The sequence below is a fragment of the Pantoea latae genome (assembly GCF_002077695.1).
In the GTDB taxonomy this organism is placed as follows: domain Bacteria; phylum Pseudomonadota; class Gammaproteobacteria; order Enterobacterales; family Enterobacteriaceae; genus Pantoea; species Pantoea latae.
In genome coordinates this window covers 1-15,041 of record NZ_MWUE01000037.1, presented here as the reverse complement: position 1 = coordinate 15,041, position 15,041 = coordinate 1, and the positions used below count along the sequence as shown (strand labels likewise).

Genomic DNA, 15,041 nt, shown 5'->3' with positions numbered 1-15,041 from the left:
TCCTATGGAAGGCTGGCAACGCGCCTTTGTGCTGCATAGTCGCCCCTACAGCGAAACCAGCCTGCTGCTCGATCTCTTTAGCGAAAGCCACGGGCGGGTACGGGTGCTGGCGAAAGGCGCGCGTGCGCGCCGCTCGCAGCTGAAAGGCACGCTGCAGCCCTTTACGCCGCTGCTGGTGCGCTGGACCGGACGCGGCGACGTCAAAACCCTCACCAAAGCGGAAGCGGTCTCGCTGGCGCTGCCGCTCAGCGGTATCACGCTCTACTGCGGCCTCTACGTTAATGAGCTGGTGTCGCGCGTGCTGGAGCAGGAATTTCCCTTCTCGGAACTCTTCTTCGACTACCTGAACTGTTTGCAGACGCTGGCGGCGGACAACAGCTCGCCCGAACCGGCGCTGCGCCGCTTCGAGCTGGCGCTGCTGGGGCATCTTGGCTACGGCGTTGATTTTCTGCACTGCGCCGGCAGCGGCGAGCCCGTGGCCGACGCCATGACCTACAGCTACCGCGAAGAGAAGGGCTTTATCGCCAGCCTGGTGGCAGGGCAGCGCAGCTTTACTGGCCGCCAGCTGCGCGCGCTGTGGGAGCGCGACTTCCCCGACGCCGACACGCTGCGCGCCGCCAAGCGCTTTACCCGTATCGCGCTCAAACCCTACCTGGGCGGCAAACCGCTGAAGAGCACCGAGCTGTTTCGCCAGTTCGTGCCGAAAAAACGGCCGGATGCCACCAGCCAGTAGCGCTGTGCCTGCGCCGCGCGTCGCGGTACACTCCTGTTTTTCGACATAGTTAAGCTGAGGATTGTCATGGCTGAGTTGCTGTTAGGGGTCAACATCGATCATATCGCCACGGTACGTAACGCGCGCGGCACCCACTATCCCGATCCGGTGCAGGCGGCCTTTGTCGCCGAGCAGGCGGGCGCGGAGGGCATCACCGTCCACCTGCGCGAGGATCGCCGCCACATTACCGATCGCGACGTGCGCATTCTGCGCGACACTATCCAGACGCGCATGAATCTGGAGATGGCGGTCACCGACGAGATGGTCGGCATCGCCTGCGATATCAAACCCCATTTTGTCTGCCTGGTGCCGGAGAAGCGCGAAGAGGTAACCACCGAAGGCGGCCTCGACGTCGCCGGCCAGCAGGACAAGATCAACGCGGCGGTACGGCAGCTGAGCGACGCGGGCATTCTGGTGTCGCTGTTTATCGATCCCGATCACCGTCAGATCGAGGCGGCGGTCGCCAGCGGCGCGCCCTATATCGAAATTCACACCGGCGCCTACGCCGAGGCGGCGGAAGGGCTGCCGCGCGAAGCGGAGCTGGCGCGCATTCGTCACGCCGCCACCTTTGCCGCTGGCCTGGGCCTGAAGGTCAACGCCGGCCACGGCCTGACCTACCATAACGTCCAGCCGATCGCCGCGCTGCCGGAGATGCACGAGCTGAATATCGGCCACGCCATTATCGGCCGCGCGCTGTTTAGCGGCCTGGCCGACGCGGTAAAAGAGATGAAGCTGCTGATGCGGGAAGCGCGTCGCTAATGGCTATTCTCGGACTGGGCACCGACATCGTTGAAATCGAGCGCATCGCCGGCGTGATCGAACGCTCCGGCGATCGCCTGGCGCGACGCGTGCTGAGCGAAGCCGAGTGGCAGCAGTATCAGCGCCACCAGCAGCCGGTGCGCTTTCTGGCGAAACGCTTCGCCGTCAAGGAAGCGGCGGCCAAAGCCTTCGGCACCGGCATTCGCGGTGGGCTGGCATTCAATCAGTTTGAAGTTTACAACGACGAACTGGGCAAGCCTGGCCTGCGCTTTTTCCACCATGCCTGCGAAGTGGCGGAAAAGCTCGGCGTCCGGCAGGTGCACGTCACGCTGGCGGATGAGCGCCACTACGCCTGCGCCACGGTGATTATCGAAAACTAGGGGTGCAGCAGCACAAATTTCTCCCACAGCGCCTCGCGGGATTCGCAGTGCTGTGGATCGGGAATAATGGTGTTGTCGATAGGGCAGACGCTCTGGCAGGTCGGCGCGTCGTAATGACCGACGCATTCGGTGCAGCGGCTGGCGTCGATCTGGTAGATCGCCGCGCCGAGACTGATCGCCTGGTTCGGGCATTCGGGTTCGCACATATCGCAATTAATGCATCTGGCGGTAATCAGCAGCGCCATTTTATCACCTGATCAGCTAAAAACGGCGCCATTATACTCGCGTTCGCCCCTTAGTTCAGCTTTTTCACCAGCGCTTCGCTATGGCGCATATGGCTGGCGGCGCGCTCGGGATCGTTCTGCACCAGCGCCATAAACAGCAGATCGGTCAGCGCCAGCTGCGCGGTGGTTGAGGAGATGGCGGCGCTGCGCGTGCTCTGCTCCTCCGCCACGGTGTAGAGACAGTGGGTAGCGGTCTGCTGCAGGCTGTTGGGGGTAAAGCCGGTAAACGCCAGCACGTACGCGCCGATCTGTACCGCCTCCTGCGCCGCAAGGTTAATCTCTTTGCGCTCGCCGGTATAGGAGATCGCCAGCAGCACGTCGCCCGGCCGCATCGCCTGCACGCTGGCCAGCAGCGCGTGCATATCCTGCTCCGCCACCGCGTTAATGCCGATTTTCATCAGCTTCCAGGAAAAGTCTTTCGCCACCAGCCCCGAGGCGCCAATGCCCACCAGCACGATACGCTGGGCATTTTTCAGCAGGTGCAGCGTCTCGTTCAGCTTCTCTTCGCTGTTGATATCGAGCGTGGCGCGAATAGCAGAAAGCTTTTCGGTCAGCAGCTTTTCCCCCACGGTTTTCAGCGAATCGTCGCTGAGAATATGGTTGTGCACGGTAATAGCGTCGCGATCCGCCAGCGACTCGCTCAGCGCCAGCTTAAGCGCAGGAAAGCCCTTATAGCCAAGCTTCTGCGCGAATTTCACCACGCTCGACTGGCTGACGCCCGACTCCTCCGCCAGCTTCTGCGAGCTGAGATGGCGCGCACGATCGGGCTGTGACAACAGAAAATCCGCCAGTCGGCGCTCATTTAGCGCCAGACGCGGATAGAGCTGACGAATGCGCAGCAATGAACTCATGTCTGGTCCTCGTTTAACTATCCTGCCGCAAGATGCGTACAGCCGCTGAAGAATAAACTATTCATCTGGCATTGTAGTCGCTGGAATTAAAAATAGCCGCGTCGCCGCTGCCGTGGTTGATGGCTACAATAAGGAAACACAGGGCGAATAAAACAGAAAGGAGCGTTTTTTGACCAAAGGTACCCAACGTCGCGTGGTGTTTTTCGATCTGGATGGCACGTTGCATCAACAGGATATGTTCGGCACCTTTATGCGCTATTTGCTGTGGCGTCAGCCGCTCAATTTGCTGCTGGTGGTGCCGCTGCTGCCGGTGGTGGGGCTGGGCCTGCTAATTAAGGGGCGCGCGGCGCGCTGGCCGATGAGCCTGCTGCTCTGGTCGATCACCTTTGGCCATTCGGAGCGCGCGCTGCTGCGGCGCGAGGCGGCCTTTGCGCAGTGGTTTCGCCAGCGCGTCACCGCGTTTCCGGTGGTACAGCAGCGCCTGACCGATTACCTGAGCAGCGACGACGCTGACGTCTGGCTGATCACCGGCTCGCCACAGCCGCTGGTAGAGCAGGTTTACTTCGATTCGGCGTTTCTGCCGCGCGTAAAGCTGATCGCCAGCCAGATGCAGCGCGGCTTTGGCGGCCGCGTGCTGGCGATGCGCTGTCTCGGCCATGAAAAAGTGGTGCAGCTGGAAGAGAAAATCGGCACGCCGCTGCAGCTCTACAGCGGCTATAGCGACAGCAAGCAGGATAACCCGCTGCTCTTTTTCTGCCAGCACCGCTGGCGCGTCACCCCGCGCGGCGAACTTCAGCAGCTGGAGTAGGGTTTCATCTTCGAATCTGCGCGCGGGATCGCTATAATGCGCCGCTTTGCTGCTGCCGGGAGTGCGCCTGCGTGAATCAATCTCAAGACGAATACTGGATGCGCCATGCGCTGAAGCTGGCGCGCATCGCCTGGGAACAGGGCGAAGTGCCGGTCGGCGCGGTGCTGGTGCAGGGGGATCGCGCCATCGGCGAAGGATGGAACCGACCCATCGGTCAGCACGATCCCACCGCGCACGCTGAAATAATGGCGCTGCGGCAGGGCGGTAAGGTGCTGGAAAACTATCGCCTGCTGGAAACCACGCTCTACGTGACGCTGGAGCCGTGCGTGATGTGCGCCGGCGCGATGGTGCACAGCCGCATCACGCGGCTGGTGTACGGCGCCCGCGATGAGAAGACCGGCGCGGCGGGATCGCTGATGGACGTGCTTGGCCATCCCGGCATGAACCACCGGGTCGCGCTGCAGAGCGGCGTGCTGGCTGAGGAGTGCGCGGCGATGCTGAGCGACTTTTTCCGCATGCGCCGCGAGCAGAAAAAAGCGCTGCGACAGGCGCAGCGCGGCGGTTGACGAGGCGTCGACCCTACTAGTTCATGGCGATTTCCGGCGCCACCGCCGGATAGCCGCTACCCAGCTCCGCTTCCAGCGCGGACTGCTGCGCCAGCCGTTTCTCCTGCTCCTGCAAATAGCCCACCAGGCTGAGCTGATACTTACGAATATTCTCGACGTAGTTATAGGCTTCGTGGCCGCGCGCATAGCCGTAGGTGGTCTGCGCGTAGTAGCGCTTCTGGCTCAGCATCGGCAGCCGCAGCTTGACGTCGGCCCAGCTGTCGGGATTGCCGCCCTGTTTCGCGGTGAGCTTGCGCGCGTCGAGCATATGGGCGTAGCCCATGTTGTAGGCCGCCAGCGCAAACCAGATGCGCTCCTCCTCAGGAATAGTGGCGGGCACCTTTTCCATCATGCGCTGCAGATAGAGGCTGCCGCCGCGAATGCTCTGCTCGGTGTCGGTGCGATCCTCGACGTTGACGCTGTCGGCGGTATTGCGCGTCAGCATCATCATGCCGCGCACGCCGGTAGGGGAGGTCGCCAGCGGATTCCAGTGGGACTCCTGATAGGAGATCGCCGCCAGCAGCCGCCAGTCGATGCTGGAGGCGTATTTCTCAAACAGCGGCTTGATCTCCGGCAGCGTAACGTCGATGGCGCGTAAAAAAGTGCGGGTGTCGACATAGTCGAAGGTGCCGACGTGGCCGAGATATTTCTCTTCCAGACGCGCCATCGCCCCCTCTTCGCCCATAGAGTTGAAGAAGTCGAGCATCGCGGCGTTGAGGCTGCTGTCGTCGCTGTGCGGCACATACCAGGTCACCGGCTCTTCATCGGTGACGTCGAACGCCACCGCCAGCTGCGGATGGATGCGCTGCAGCAGAGCGATAGTGACGGAGTCGCCGATGGTGTAGTCGAGCTTGCCGTCGGCCACCGCTTCCAGCAGCGCCTTCGGCGCCTGATCGCTGGCGATCACCCAGTTGAGATCGGGATACTGTTTATCGCGCGCCGTTTTCAGCGACGAAAGATAGGCGGAGCCGGAAGCGACCCGCAGCTCGCCTTTCAGGTCGCCGAGATTCTTCGGACGCGGCTTATCGACGCGATAAACCAGCTGCTGCGAAACCGAGTAGTAGCTCGGCCCGGTTTTGTAGCGCGTCAGCCTCTCATCGTTGTAGATCAGGCCCGCCGCCAGCAGGTCCGCCTTGCCGTCATCCAGATCGTCGAACAGATCGCTCAGGTTAGGGCGCACCGTGACCTTGAGCTTAACCCCCAGATAGTCGGCAAAGCGTTTCGCCAGCTCGTAGTCCATACCGGCCGGGGCATTGTTAATGGTGTAGTAAGTCAGCGGGGAATTGATGGTACTGATACGCAGCACTCCCCGTGATTTAATCTGTGAAATCGCATCCTGTCCGTTGCCGTACCACGGGATCGATGGCCATAACGCCATCGCCAGCAGCAGGGTGACGAGACCGATAAACAGATAGTTTAATTTTAGGCGTTTCAAATAGTTGTCTCTCGCTGGCTCTAAGGCCTCTGTCTTTTAAAGGCAGTATTGATCTTTTTTGAACTCCCAGAGCGAGGGGCATTTTGCGCAACTCGGCAGCGTAGAGCAACTGATATAGCAGGTTTTGCGCAAAATTCAGGCTATTCCGCAGGCAGAGAAATTATGCGCAAACGGTTTCGTCGAGCGGGGTGTTTCTCTATAATACCGCCCGTTTTCTGCTGTTGTGCCCCTTGAAGCGTCGCCCGGCGCTCTGACGAGAGATTAAATAATGGAAATTCTGCGTGGTTCGCCCGCCCTGTCGGCATTTCGTGTAAACAAAGTGCTGACCCGCTTTCAGGACGCTCACCTGCCGGTGAGTGACATTTACGCCGAGTACGTCCATTTTGCCGATGTCAGCGCACCGCTGAACGCTGATGAAAAAGCGCGCCTGCAGCGCCTGCTGAAGTACGGCCCTTCTCTCGCCGAACATGCGCCGCAAGGCCGCCTGCTGCTGGTAACGCCGCGTCCCGGCACCATTTCGCCCTGGTCGTCCAAGGCGACCGACATCGCGCACAATTGCGATCTGCCGCAGGTGCGTCGCCTCGAGCGCGGTCTGGCGTTCTATGTGCAGGCGCCGCAGCTGACGGAAGCGCAGTGGCAGACGCTGCAGACGCTGCTGCACGACCGCATGATGGAGACCGTGTTCAGCGACCTGTCGCAGGCGGAGGCGCTGTTCGCCCATCACCAGCCGCAGCCGCTGAAGAGCGTCGACGTGCTAAACCACGGGCGTCAGGCGCTGGAAGAGGCGAACCGCACGCTGGGCCTGGCGCTGGCGGACGACGAAATCGACTACCTGCTGGAGGCGTTCCAGCGTCTCGGGCGCAACCCGAACGACATCGAACTCTATATGTTCGCGCAGGCCAACTCCGAGCACTGCCGTCATAAAATTTTCAACGCCGACTGGATTATCGACGGCGAAAAACAGCCGAAGTCGCTGTTTAAAATGATCAAGAACACCTTCGAGACCACGCCAGACCATGTGCTGTCAGCCTATAAAGACAACGCCGCGGTAATGGAAGGCTCGGAAGTAGGGCGCTTCTTCGCCGACGCGCAAAAAGGCGAGTATGAATACCATCAGGAAGCGGCGCATATCCTGATGAAGGTCGAGACCCACAACCACCCAACGGCCATCTCGCCGTGGCCAGGTGCGGCGACCGGCTCCGGCGGCGAGATCCGCGACGAAGGCGCCACCGGGCGCGGCGCGAAGCCGAAAGCGGGCCTCGTAGGCTTCTCGGTGTCGAACCTGCGCATTCCCGGCTTCGAACAGCCCTGGGAAGAGAACTTCGGCAAGCCGGATCGCATCGTCAGCGCGCTGGATATCATGACTGAAGGCCCGCTGGGCGGCGCGGCGTTCAACAACGAATTCGGGCGTCCGGCGCTGAACGGCTATTTCCGCACCTATGAAGAGCAGGTCAACAGCCATAACGGCACAGAGCTGCGCGGCTACCATAAGCCGATCATGCTGGCGGGCGGTATCGGCAACATCCGCGCCGATCACGTGCAGAAAGGGGAAATCACCGTCGGCGCGAAGCTGATCGTGCTGGGCGGCCCGGCAATGAACATCGGCCTGGGCGGCGGTGCGGCCTCATCAATGGCCTCCGGCCAGTCTGACGCCGATCTCGATTTCGCCTCAGTACAGCGCGACAACCCGGAAATGGAGCGTCGCTGCCAGGAAGTGATTGACCGCTGCTGGCAGATGGGCGAAGAGAACCCGATTCTGTTTATCCACGACGTGGGCGCGGGCGGTCTCTCCAACGCCATGCCAGAGCTGGTCAGCGACGGCGGCCGCGGCGGCCGTTTCAACCTGCGCGACATCCTCAGCGATGAGCCAGGCATGAGCCCGCTGGAAGTCTGGTGCAACGAGTCGCAGGAGCGCTACGTGCTGGCGGTGGCGCCAGAGAAACTGGCGCAGTTCGATGCACTCTGTCAGCGCGAGCGCGCCCCTTACGCCGTTATCGGCGAAGCAACAGAAGAGCAGCACCTGAGCCTGAGCGACAGCCATTTCGACAACGCGCCGATCGACATGCCGCTCGACGTGCTGCTGGGCAAAACGCCGAAGATGACGCGCGACGTCACCACGCAGCAGGCCAAAGGCGAGCCGCTGCTGCGCGACGCCATTACCCTGAGCGACGCGGTGAACCGCGTGCTGCACCTGCCGACCGTGTCGGAGAAAACTTTCCTTATCACCATTGGCGACCGTAGCGTGACCGGCATGGTGGCGCGCGATCAGATGGTCGGCCCGTGGCAGATCCCTGTAGCGAACTGCGCGGTCACCACCGCCAGCCTCGACAGCTATCACGGCGAAGCCTTTGCGCTGGGCGAACGCGCGCCGGTGGCGCTGCTCGACTTCGCCGCCTCTGGCCGTCTGGCAGTGGGCGAGGCGCTGACCAACATTGCGGCAACGCAGATTGGCGATCTCAAGCGCGTGAAACTCTCCGCCAACTGGATGGCCGCCGCAGGCCATCCGGGCGAAGACGCCGGCCTGTACGAAGCGGTCAAGGCGGTGGGCGAAGAGCTGTGCCCGGCGCTGGGCATCACCATTCCGGTGGGTAAAGATTCGATGTCGATGAAAACCCGCTGGCAGGAGGGCATTGAGCAGCGCGAAATGACCGCGCCGCTGTCGCTGGTGATCACCGCCTTTGCCCGCGTGGAAGATGTGCGCCGCACCGTGACGCCGCAGCTGCAAGCCGAAGGCGACAACCTGCTGCTGCTGATTGACCTCGGCAACGGCGCCAATACGCTGGGCGCCACCGCGCTGTCGCAGGTTTATCGTCAGCTGGGCGACAAGCCGGCTGACGTGCGCGACGCGCAGCAGCTGGCAGGCTTCTTTAATGCAATGCAGGCGCTGGTGGCGCAGCAGAAGCTGCTGGCCTACCACGACCGTTCAGACGGTGGCCTGCTGGTGACGCTGGCGGAAATGGCCTTTACCGGCCACTGCGGCGTCGAGGTGGATATTGCCGCGCTGGGCAGCGACGCGCTGGCCGCGCTCTTTACCGAAGAGCTGGGCGCGGTGATCCAGATTAAAACTGAAGATCGCGCGGCGGTGGAACAGGTGCTGGCGGAGCAGGGCCTCGCAGCGTGCAGCCACGTTATTGGCAGCGCGCAGCGCGGCGACCGCTTCGTGATCCGCTCCGGCGACAGCGTGGTCTACAGCGAAAGCCGCACTACGCTGCGCACCTGGTGGGGCGAAACCAGCTGGCAGATGCAGCGCCTGCGCGACAACCCAATCTGCGCCGATCAGGAGCATGACGCGCGTAAGGATGACAACGATCCGGGCCTGAATGTCCATCTCACCTTCCAGCCAGAAGAGGATGTGGCGGCGCCGATGATCGCCACCGGCGCGCGTCCGCGCGTGGCGGTGCTGCGCGAGCAGGGCGTCAACTCCCACGTTGAAATGGCGGCGGCGTTCCACCGTGCGGGCTTTACGGCAGTGGACGTGCATATGAGCGATCTGCTGGCGGGACGCCGCGATCTGGAGGAATTCCAGGCGCTGGTAGCGTGCGGCGGCTTCTCCTACGGCGACGTGCTGGGCGCCGGCGAAGGCTGGGCGAAATCGATTCTGTTTAACAACCGCGTGCGCGACACGTTCGAAGCGTTCTTCCATCGCCCGCAAACGCTGGCGCTGGGCGTCTGCAACGGCTGTCAGATGATGTCGAACCTGCGCGAACTGATCCCAGGCAGCGAACTCTGGCCGCGTTTTGTGCGCAACCAGTCAGAGCGCTTTGAAGCGCGCTTCAGCCTGGTGGAAGTGGCCGCCAGCCCGTCGCTGCTGCTGGACGGCATGGCGGGCTCGCATATGCCGATTGCGGTTTCTCACGGCGAAGGCTTTGTCGAAGTGCGTGACGGCGCGCATCTGGCCGCGCTGGAGGCGAAAGGGCTGGTGGCGCTGCGCTTTGTCGATAACTACGGCAAGGTGACGGAAAGCTATCCGGCTAACCCGAACGGCTCACCTAACGGCATTACGGCGGTGACCAACGAAAGCGGACGCGTCACTATTATGATGCCGCATCCGGAGCGTGTGTTCCGCACGGTGAGCAACTCCTGGCATCCGGCCGAATGGGGCGAAGACAGTCCGTGGATGCGTATTTTCCGCAACGCGCGTAAACAGCTGGGCTAATCTCAACCAGCGTGAAAAGGAGACAGCGATGTCTCCTTTTTTATAAGTGTTGGTAAATAGCGACAACTGAGTATTATCACTGTCGCTAAACAGTGACATTTAATGGCTTGATAAATAACAGCTAAATTAAACAGCGTGTAAGGTGTTGGGTTTTGACGACATTTTTCGCCGCGCGGCACCCGTCCGCCACGCAGTCCAGCGCCTGCACACTGGCAACCTTCTGAAAAAGAAAGTTATTTATTTGTTGGCACGAAGTTTGCTAATATCACCTCGTGGCTCATTCTCCTGTTTATGATTGCCCCGCACTGCGGCAGAGCTCATAAAAACTGAATGACGCACCAAACGGAGCCTGCCGTCCACCAACCGATAATCGCTTGCTTTGCAACGTTATCAAGCATCGGGCGCAACGTTGAGTAAGGCTCCACCTCTTTTCAGGCGATGCTGCGGCGTCGCTCTCACGGCAGACCGAAAGGTCTGCCGTTTTCATTTCCGCTCTATCTTCCGCCGGCAGACTTCGCTAGCATCCTCGCAGCGTTTATTTAAGGAAGCGACCGCGTGAGAAGATGGCGTCTATTTCCCCGTTCGTTGCGTCAGCTGGTGCTGATGGCGTTTTTGCTGGTGCTGCTGCCGCTGCTGGTGCTGGCGTGGCAGGCCTGGGAAAGCCTGTCGGCGCTGAGCGACCAGGCCGCCGATACCAACCGCAATACCTTTACCGACGTGCGGCGCAGCGAAGCGATGGCGCGTACCGCGCTGGAGCTGGAGCGCAGCTACCGGCAATATTGTGTGCTGGGCGACGCCACGCTGGCGCGCCTTTATCAGACCCAGCGCGCGCGCTACAGCCAGATCCTTAACTCCCATGCCTCGAGCCTGCCCGCGCTGGCGGCTTTTCAGACGCTGCGCGCCACTCTGCCGCAGCTCGCCGATCTTCAGTGCGACAACGGCAATCCTGTGGCGGCTGCCTCGCAGGCGCTGGAGCACTTTTCCACCGTTAACGCGCAGCTGGTGCAGGAAACGCGCGAGGTGGTGTTTGCGCGCGGGCTGCAATTACAGCGCGAAATCGCTGACCGCGGCCAGTTTTTCGGCTGGCAGGCGCTGACGCTGTTTATCGTCAGCCTGGCGCTGGTGCTGCTTTTTACCCGCATGATTATCGGGCCGGTCAAAAGCGTGGAGCGCATGATCAACCGCCTTGGCGAAGGACGCGAGCTGGGGGCAAGCGTGGCGTTTCGCGGCCCGCGCGAGCTGCGTTCGCTTGGCCAGCGCATCGTCTGGCTGAGCGAACGGCTCGCCTGGCTGGAGACGCAGCGCCATGAGTTTCTGCGCCATCTGTCGCACGAGCTGAAAACGCCGCTCGCCAGCCTGCGCGAAGGCACCGAGCTGCTGGCGGACGAAGTGGTGGGCTCGCTCAACGGCGAGCAAAAAGAAGTGGTGGCGATCCTGGACAGCAGCAGCCGTCATCTGCAACGGCTGATCGAACAGCTGCTGGAGTATAACCGTAAGCTGGCGGAAGGCCCGACCACGCTGGAGGCGGTGGATATCGTCGAGCTGGTGGATATGGTGGTGAGCGCGCATGCGCTGCCGGCGCGCGCTAAGCTAATGCATGTGCACTGCGATCTGGCGGCGACGCGCTGCCTTGCCGAGCCGATGCTGCTGATGCGCGCCATCGATAACTTATACTCGAACGCCGTGAACTACGGCGCTGAATCCGGTAGCATCTGGCTGCGCAGTCAGCAGCAGGGCGACAAGGTGTGGATTGAGGTCGCCAATAGCGGCACGCCGATCCCGGCGAAAGAGCGGGAGATGATATTCGAGCCCTTTTTTCAGGGCAGCCAGCAGCGCAAAGGGCCGGTAAAAGGCAGCGGGCTGGGACTGAGCATCGCTAAAGATTGTCTGCGTCGCATGCAGGGAGATCTGCTGCTGATCGACAGCAAAGACGCCGACGTTTGTTTTCGTATCATACTGAACCACACAGCCGGGAATTCCTGACAGATGAAGATCCTCTTCGCCTCACTTTTTACGGCGCTGTTGAGCCTGTCGCTTAGCGGCTGCGGCGCCTCCCCGGCCGCGTCATCCGCGCATCGCGACGCCATCGTCGCCGAGCCGGAGGTCAGGCTGCCCGATTATCTGGCGACAGAGTGCGCTGTCGTCTGGCGCAATGAAAGCGCCGCGGCCACCGCTAATCCGCTCTACTGGCTGCGCGCCATCGACTGCGCCGAGCGGCTGTCGCCGGCCGAGGCGCGCGCCGAAGCGCATCGCTGGCCGGTTGAAGGCTGGGCGCGCGCGTTCAAGAACGGTATTTTAATGGCCAACGGCAACGTGACGCCGCTGGAGCGACGCGACTATGTCGAGGCGCTGGATGAGTACAGCAGCCGCTTTCCCGGCGCGGTGCGTCCGCTGATCCAGCTATGGCGCAGCAATCAGGTGGCGCAGCTCGATCTCAGCGAGACCCGCTCGCGCTTCGCGCATCTGCAGCAGAGCAGCGACGCGCAGCTCGACGCGCTGCGCCAGCAGCAGGCGCAGATGCGCCAGACGCTGAACGACACCCAGCATAAGCTGGAACGCCTGACCGATATCGAACGCCAGCTCTCTTCCCGCAAAGCGCCGGACGTTACGGAGAGCGGCCACGCGCCGGAAACGTCGTCACATGAGGAGCCCTGATGCCGAGACAATCCGCACGTTTGCTGCTGGTGGATGACGATCCCAGCCTGCTAAAGCTGCTGGGCATGCGTCTCAGCAGCGAAGGCTACCAGGTGAGCACCGCCGCCAGCGGCCCGGAAGCGCTGCGTCTGCTGCAAAAAGAGAAGATCGATCTGGCGATCAGCGATTTGCGTATGGATGAGATGGATGGGCTGGCACTGTTCGGCGAAATTCAGAAGCGCCATCCCGGCCTGCCGGTGATTATTCTGACGGCGCATGGCTCGATCCCTGACGCCGTCTCTGCTACGCAGCAGGGTGTGTTCAGCTTTCTCACCAAGCCGGTGGATCGCGACGCGCTCTATAAAGCGATCGACGAGGCGCTGGCGCAGCGCGCGCCGGTCAGCGACGACCGCTGGCGCGAGGCGATCGTGACCCGCAGTCCCGTCATGCTGCGGCTGCTGGAGCAGGCGCATATGGTGGCGCAATCCGACGTCAGCGTGCTGATCAACGGGCAGAGCGGCAGCGGCAAAGAGGTGCTGGCGCAGGCGATCCACGCCGCCAGCCCGCGCGCGGCGAAGCCGTTTGTCGCTATTAACTGCGGCGCGCTGCCGGAACAGCTGCTGGAGTCGGAGCTGTTCGGCCACGCCAGAGGTGCCTTTACCGGCGCGGTCAGCGCGCGCGAAGGGCTGTTTCAGGCGGCAGAGGGCGGCACGCTGTTTCTGGACGAGATCGGCGATATGCCGCCGTCGCTGCAGGTGAAGCTGCTGCGCGTGCTGCAGGAGCGCAAAATCCGTCCGCTCGGCAGCAATCACGATATCGATATCGACGTGCGCATTATCTCTGCCACGCATCGCGATCTGCCGAAGGCGATGGAGAAGAAAGAGTTTCGCGAGGATCTCTTTTATCGTCTTAACGTGGTTAATCTGAAGCTGCCCGCGCTGTGCGAGCGCAGCGAGGATATTCCGCTGCTCGCCAGCCATCTGCTGCGGCAGGCGGCGGATCGCCACAAACCTTTTGTGCGCAGCTTTTCGGTGGACGCGATGAAGCGGCTGATGTCGGCAGGCTGGCCGGGCAATGTGCGTCAGCTGGTGAACGTGATCGAGCAGTGCGTGGCGCTTACCTCATCGCCGGTGATTAGCGATGCGCTGGTCGAGCAGGCGCTGAGCGGCGAAAGCAGCGTGTTGCCGACCTTTGTCGAGGCGCGCAACCAGTTTGAGCTTAACTATCTGCGTAAGCTGCTGCAGATGACGAAAGGCAACGTCACCCATGCCGCGCGCCTGGCAGGGCGCAATCGCACCGAGTTTTATAAGCTGCTCTCCCGACACGAACTGGACGCCAGCGATTTTAAAGAGTAGCTTTCTGGCGCGGAGAAGCGCCCGAGAGCGTTAAAGTTGCCGCTGAGGGCAGGGCGCGTAGCAGAGAGCGTCCCGGTAGCCTGAGGTTGCGGGTATATACTTACAGCACCCCATCCGGCCACGGAGGGAGTGAGAAAAGGGTCTGACATGAAAAAGATTGATGCGATTATCAAACCATTCAAACTCGACGATGTGCGCGAAGCCCTGGCTGAAGTCGGCATCACCGGGATGACGGTCTCTGAAGTAAAAGGCTTTGGTCGTCAGAAAGGGCACACCGAGCTTTATCGCGGCGCGGAGTATATGGTCGACTTTCTGCCGAAGGTGAAAATCGAGATGGTGGTGGGCGACGATATCGTCGACACCTGCGTAGAAACCATTATGAAAACCGCGCAAACCGGCAAAATCGGCGACGGCAAGATTTTTGTATTCGACGTATCGCGCGTGGTGCGTATTCGTACCGGCGAAGAAGACGAAGAAGCGATTTAATACTGGCTCCGCCAGTAAAAGGACGCCTGATAAGGCGTAATGCCAGTCAGTTAAGGTTGTGTCCGGGTAAGGCCGCTGTTTTCTCAAAATGGCGGCCTTTGTTTTACGCGTTTGGCATGCCGGTGCAGGCCACTGCGCCTCCTCTGCTGCCGGGCCGTCCTCGCGCCGCTTCGCGGTGCCTTCGGCTGCAACGTCGTGCCGGACGGACCGTTCGTGTACGGCCATCCAGGCCTACCCGAACTGCCGGTCGCATTCCTGCGACCGGCTCCTGGCACAACGTTTCCGCCTCAGCGCTGCGAATAGCCCTCTACAGCAGAGGAGGCGCGGTGCCCTTTGCCGTCCTTTTCCAGCAGCGCACACGGAAGCTGGCCAGCAGGCTGGGGCCGCTCAGGGGCAGGCATTTCGCAGCGCTGAACAGAGTGAGTCTGCCAGGAGAGCCCGCAGGGATGCGGGCGAAAGGTGGGGCTGGAACAGGGATGTTCCATCCCCGCCGGTCCGTCAGGCAGGCGAATGGCG

General features: G+C 61.8%; 14 protein-coding genes. 10 read left to right on the top strand and 4 right to left on the bottom strand.

The features are described 5' to 3' along the window. Positions 1-4: 4 nt before the first annotated feature. The 3 genes from recO to acpS all read left to right on the top strand — a co-directional run bounded on the left by recO (position 5) and on the right by acpS (position 1,911). Complete coding sequence (gene recO / locus B2J69_RS21860; RefSeq protein ID WP_081142355.1) at positions 5-733, top strand: DNA repair protein RecO; 729 nt, start codon at positions 5-7, stop codon at positions 731-733. Between the two features lie 66 nt (positions 734-799). Continuing rightward, positions 800-1,531 carry a pyridoxine 5'-phosphate synthase gene (pdxJ, locus tag B2J69_RS21855; RefSeq protein WP_081142353.1) on the top strand — a complete coding sequence of 244 codons (732 nt, stop codon included), beginning with the start codon at positions 800-802 and terminating at the stop codon, positions 1,529-1,531. Then, positions 1,531-1,911, top strand: coding sequence for a holo-ACP synthase (gene acpS / locus B2J69_RS21850; RefSeq protein WP_081142351.1), 381 nt, complete (start codon positions 1,531-1,533; stop codon positions 1,909-1,911). The genes pdxJ and acpS overlap by 1 nt, the downstream gene beginning before the upstream one ends. Here acpS and B2J69_RS21845 read toward each other — a convergent pair. Next, positions 1,908-2,156: a YfhL family 4Fe-4S dicluster ferredoxin gene (locus B2J69_RS21845; protein ID WP_081142349.1), complete on the bottom strand. Its 249-nt coding sequence runs from the start codon at positions 2,154-2,156 to the stop codon at positions 1,908-1,910. The genes acpS and B2J69_RS21845 overlap by 4 nt on opposite strands. 50 nt (positions 2,157-2,206) lie before the next feature. Beyond that, positions 2,207-3,046, bottom strand: coding sequence for a MurR/RpiR family transcriptional regulator (locus tag B2J69_RS21840; protein WP_081142347.1), 840 nt, complete (start codon positions 3,044-3,046; stop codon positions 2,207-2,209). A gap of 169 nt (positions 3,047-3,215) precedes the next feature. Here B2J69_RS21840 and yfhb point away from each other — a divergent pair, with 169 nt between their 5' ends. Both yfhb and tadA read left to right on the top strand, forming a co-directional pair. After that, complete coding sequence (gene yfhb, locus B2J69_RS21835; RefSeq protein ID WP_081142345.1) at positions 3,216-3,854, top strand: phosphatidylglycerophosphatase C; 639 nt, start codon at positions 3,216-3,218, stop codon at positions 3,852-3,854. A 71-nt stretch (positions 3,855-3,925) separates the two neighbouring features. Beyond that, entirely contained in the window at positions 3,926-4,420 is a 495-nt protein-coding gene (tadA, locus tag B2J69_RS21830) for a tRNA adenosine(34) deaminase TadA (RefSeq protein WP_081142343.1), read from the top strand. 16 nt (positions 4,421-4,436) lie between these two features. On the opposite strand, the gene mltF is transcribed toward tadA, so the two are convergent. Then, entirely contained in the window at positions 4,437-5,894 is a 1,458-nt protein-coding gene (gene mltF, locus B2J69_RS21825; protein ID WP_081142341.1) for a membrane-bound lytic murein transglycosylase MltF, read from the bottom strand. A 265-nt stretch (positions 5,895-6,159) separates the two neighbouring features. Here mltF and purL point away from each other — a divergent pair, with 265 nt between their 5' ends. From purL to glnB, 5 genes are all read left to right on the top strand, one after another. Next, on the top strand, positions 6,160-10,050 hold the full coding sequence (purL, locus tag B2J69_RS21820) for a phosphoribosylformylglycinamidine synthase (protein WP_081142339.1): 3,891 nt from the start codon (positions 6,160-6,162) through the stop codon (positions 10,048-10,050). A gap of 555 nt (positions 10,051-10,605) precedes the next feature. Then, positions 10,606-12,033: a sensor histidine kinase gene (locus tag B2J69_RS21815; RefSeq protein WP_081142337.1), complete on the top strand. Its 1,428-nt coding sequence runs from the start codon at positions 10,606-10,608 to the stop codon at positions 12,031-12,033. Positions 12,034-12,036: 3 nt separating this feature from the next. Continuing rightward, positions 12,037-12,705 carry a two-component system QseEF-associated lipoprotein QseG gene (gene qseG, locus B2J69_RS21810; protein ID WP_081142335.1) on the top strand — a complete coding sequence of 223 codons (669 nt, stop codon included), beginning with the start codon at positions 12,037-12,039 and terminating at the stop codon, positions 12,703-12,705. Beyond that, positions 12,705-14,039 (top strand): two-component system response regulator GlrR, encoded by a 1,335-nt coding sequence (glrR, locus tag B2J69_RS21805; RefSeq protein ID WP_081142333.1) that lies wholly within the window; start codon positions 12,705-12,707, stop codon positions 14,037-14,039. Before qseG ends, glrR begins: the two co-directional genes overlap by 1 nt. A gap of 147 nt (positions 14,040-14,186) precedes the next feature. Then, the gene (glnB, locus tag B2J69_RS21800; RefSeq protein ID WP_033753971.1) at positions 14,187-14,525 is read left to right on the top strand and encodes a nitrogen regulatory protein P-II; all 339 of its coding nucleotides are present in this window, start codon (positions 14,187-14,189) and stop codon (positions 14,523-14,525) included. A 287-nt stretch (positions 14,526-14,812) separates the two neighbouring features. Here glnB and B2J69_RS24410 read toward each other — a convergent pair. Further along, on the bottom strand, positions 14,813-15,041 hold a 229-nt coding region (locus B2J69_RS24410; protein WP_236722772.1), incomplete at its 5' end, for a hypothetical protein.

Bases quoted from the DNA above. Each gene is read 5' to 3' on its own strand.
- recO (WP_081142355.1), top strand. From the start codon at position 5: ATGGAAGGCTGGCAACGCGCCTTTGTGCTGCATAGTCGCCCCTACAGC.
- pdxJ (WP_081142353.1), top strand. From the start codon at position 800: ATGGCTGAGTTGCTGTTAGGGGTCAACATCGATCATATCGCCACGGTA.
- acpS (WP_081142351.1), top strand. From the start codon at position 1,531: ATGGCTATTCTCGGACTGGGCACCGACATCGTTGAAATCGAGCGCATC.
- B2J69_RS21845 (WP_081142349.1), bottom strand. From the start codon at position 2,156: ATGGCGCTGCTGATTACCGCCAGATGCATTAATTGCGATATGTGCGAA.
- B2J69_RS21840 (WP_081142347.1), bottom strand. From the start codon at position 3,046: ATGAGTTCATTGCTGCGCATTCGTCAGCTCTATCCGCGTCTGGCGCTA.
- qseG (WP_081142335.1), top strand. From the start codon at position 12,037: ATGAAGATCCTCTTCGCCTCACTTTTTACGGCGCTGTTGAGCCTGTCG.
- glrR (WP_081142333.1), top strand. From the start codon at position 12,705: ATGCCGAGACAATCCGCACGTTTGCTGCTGGTGGATGACGATCCCAGC.
- glnB (WP_033753971.1), top strand. From the start codon at position 14,187: ATGAAAAAGATTGATGCGATTATCAAACCATTCAAACTCGACGATGTG.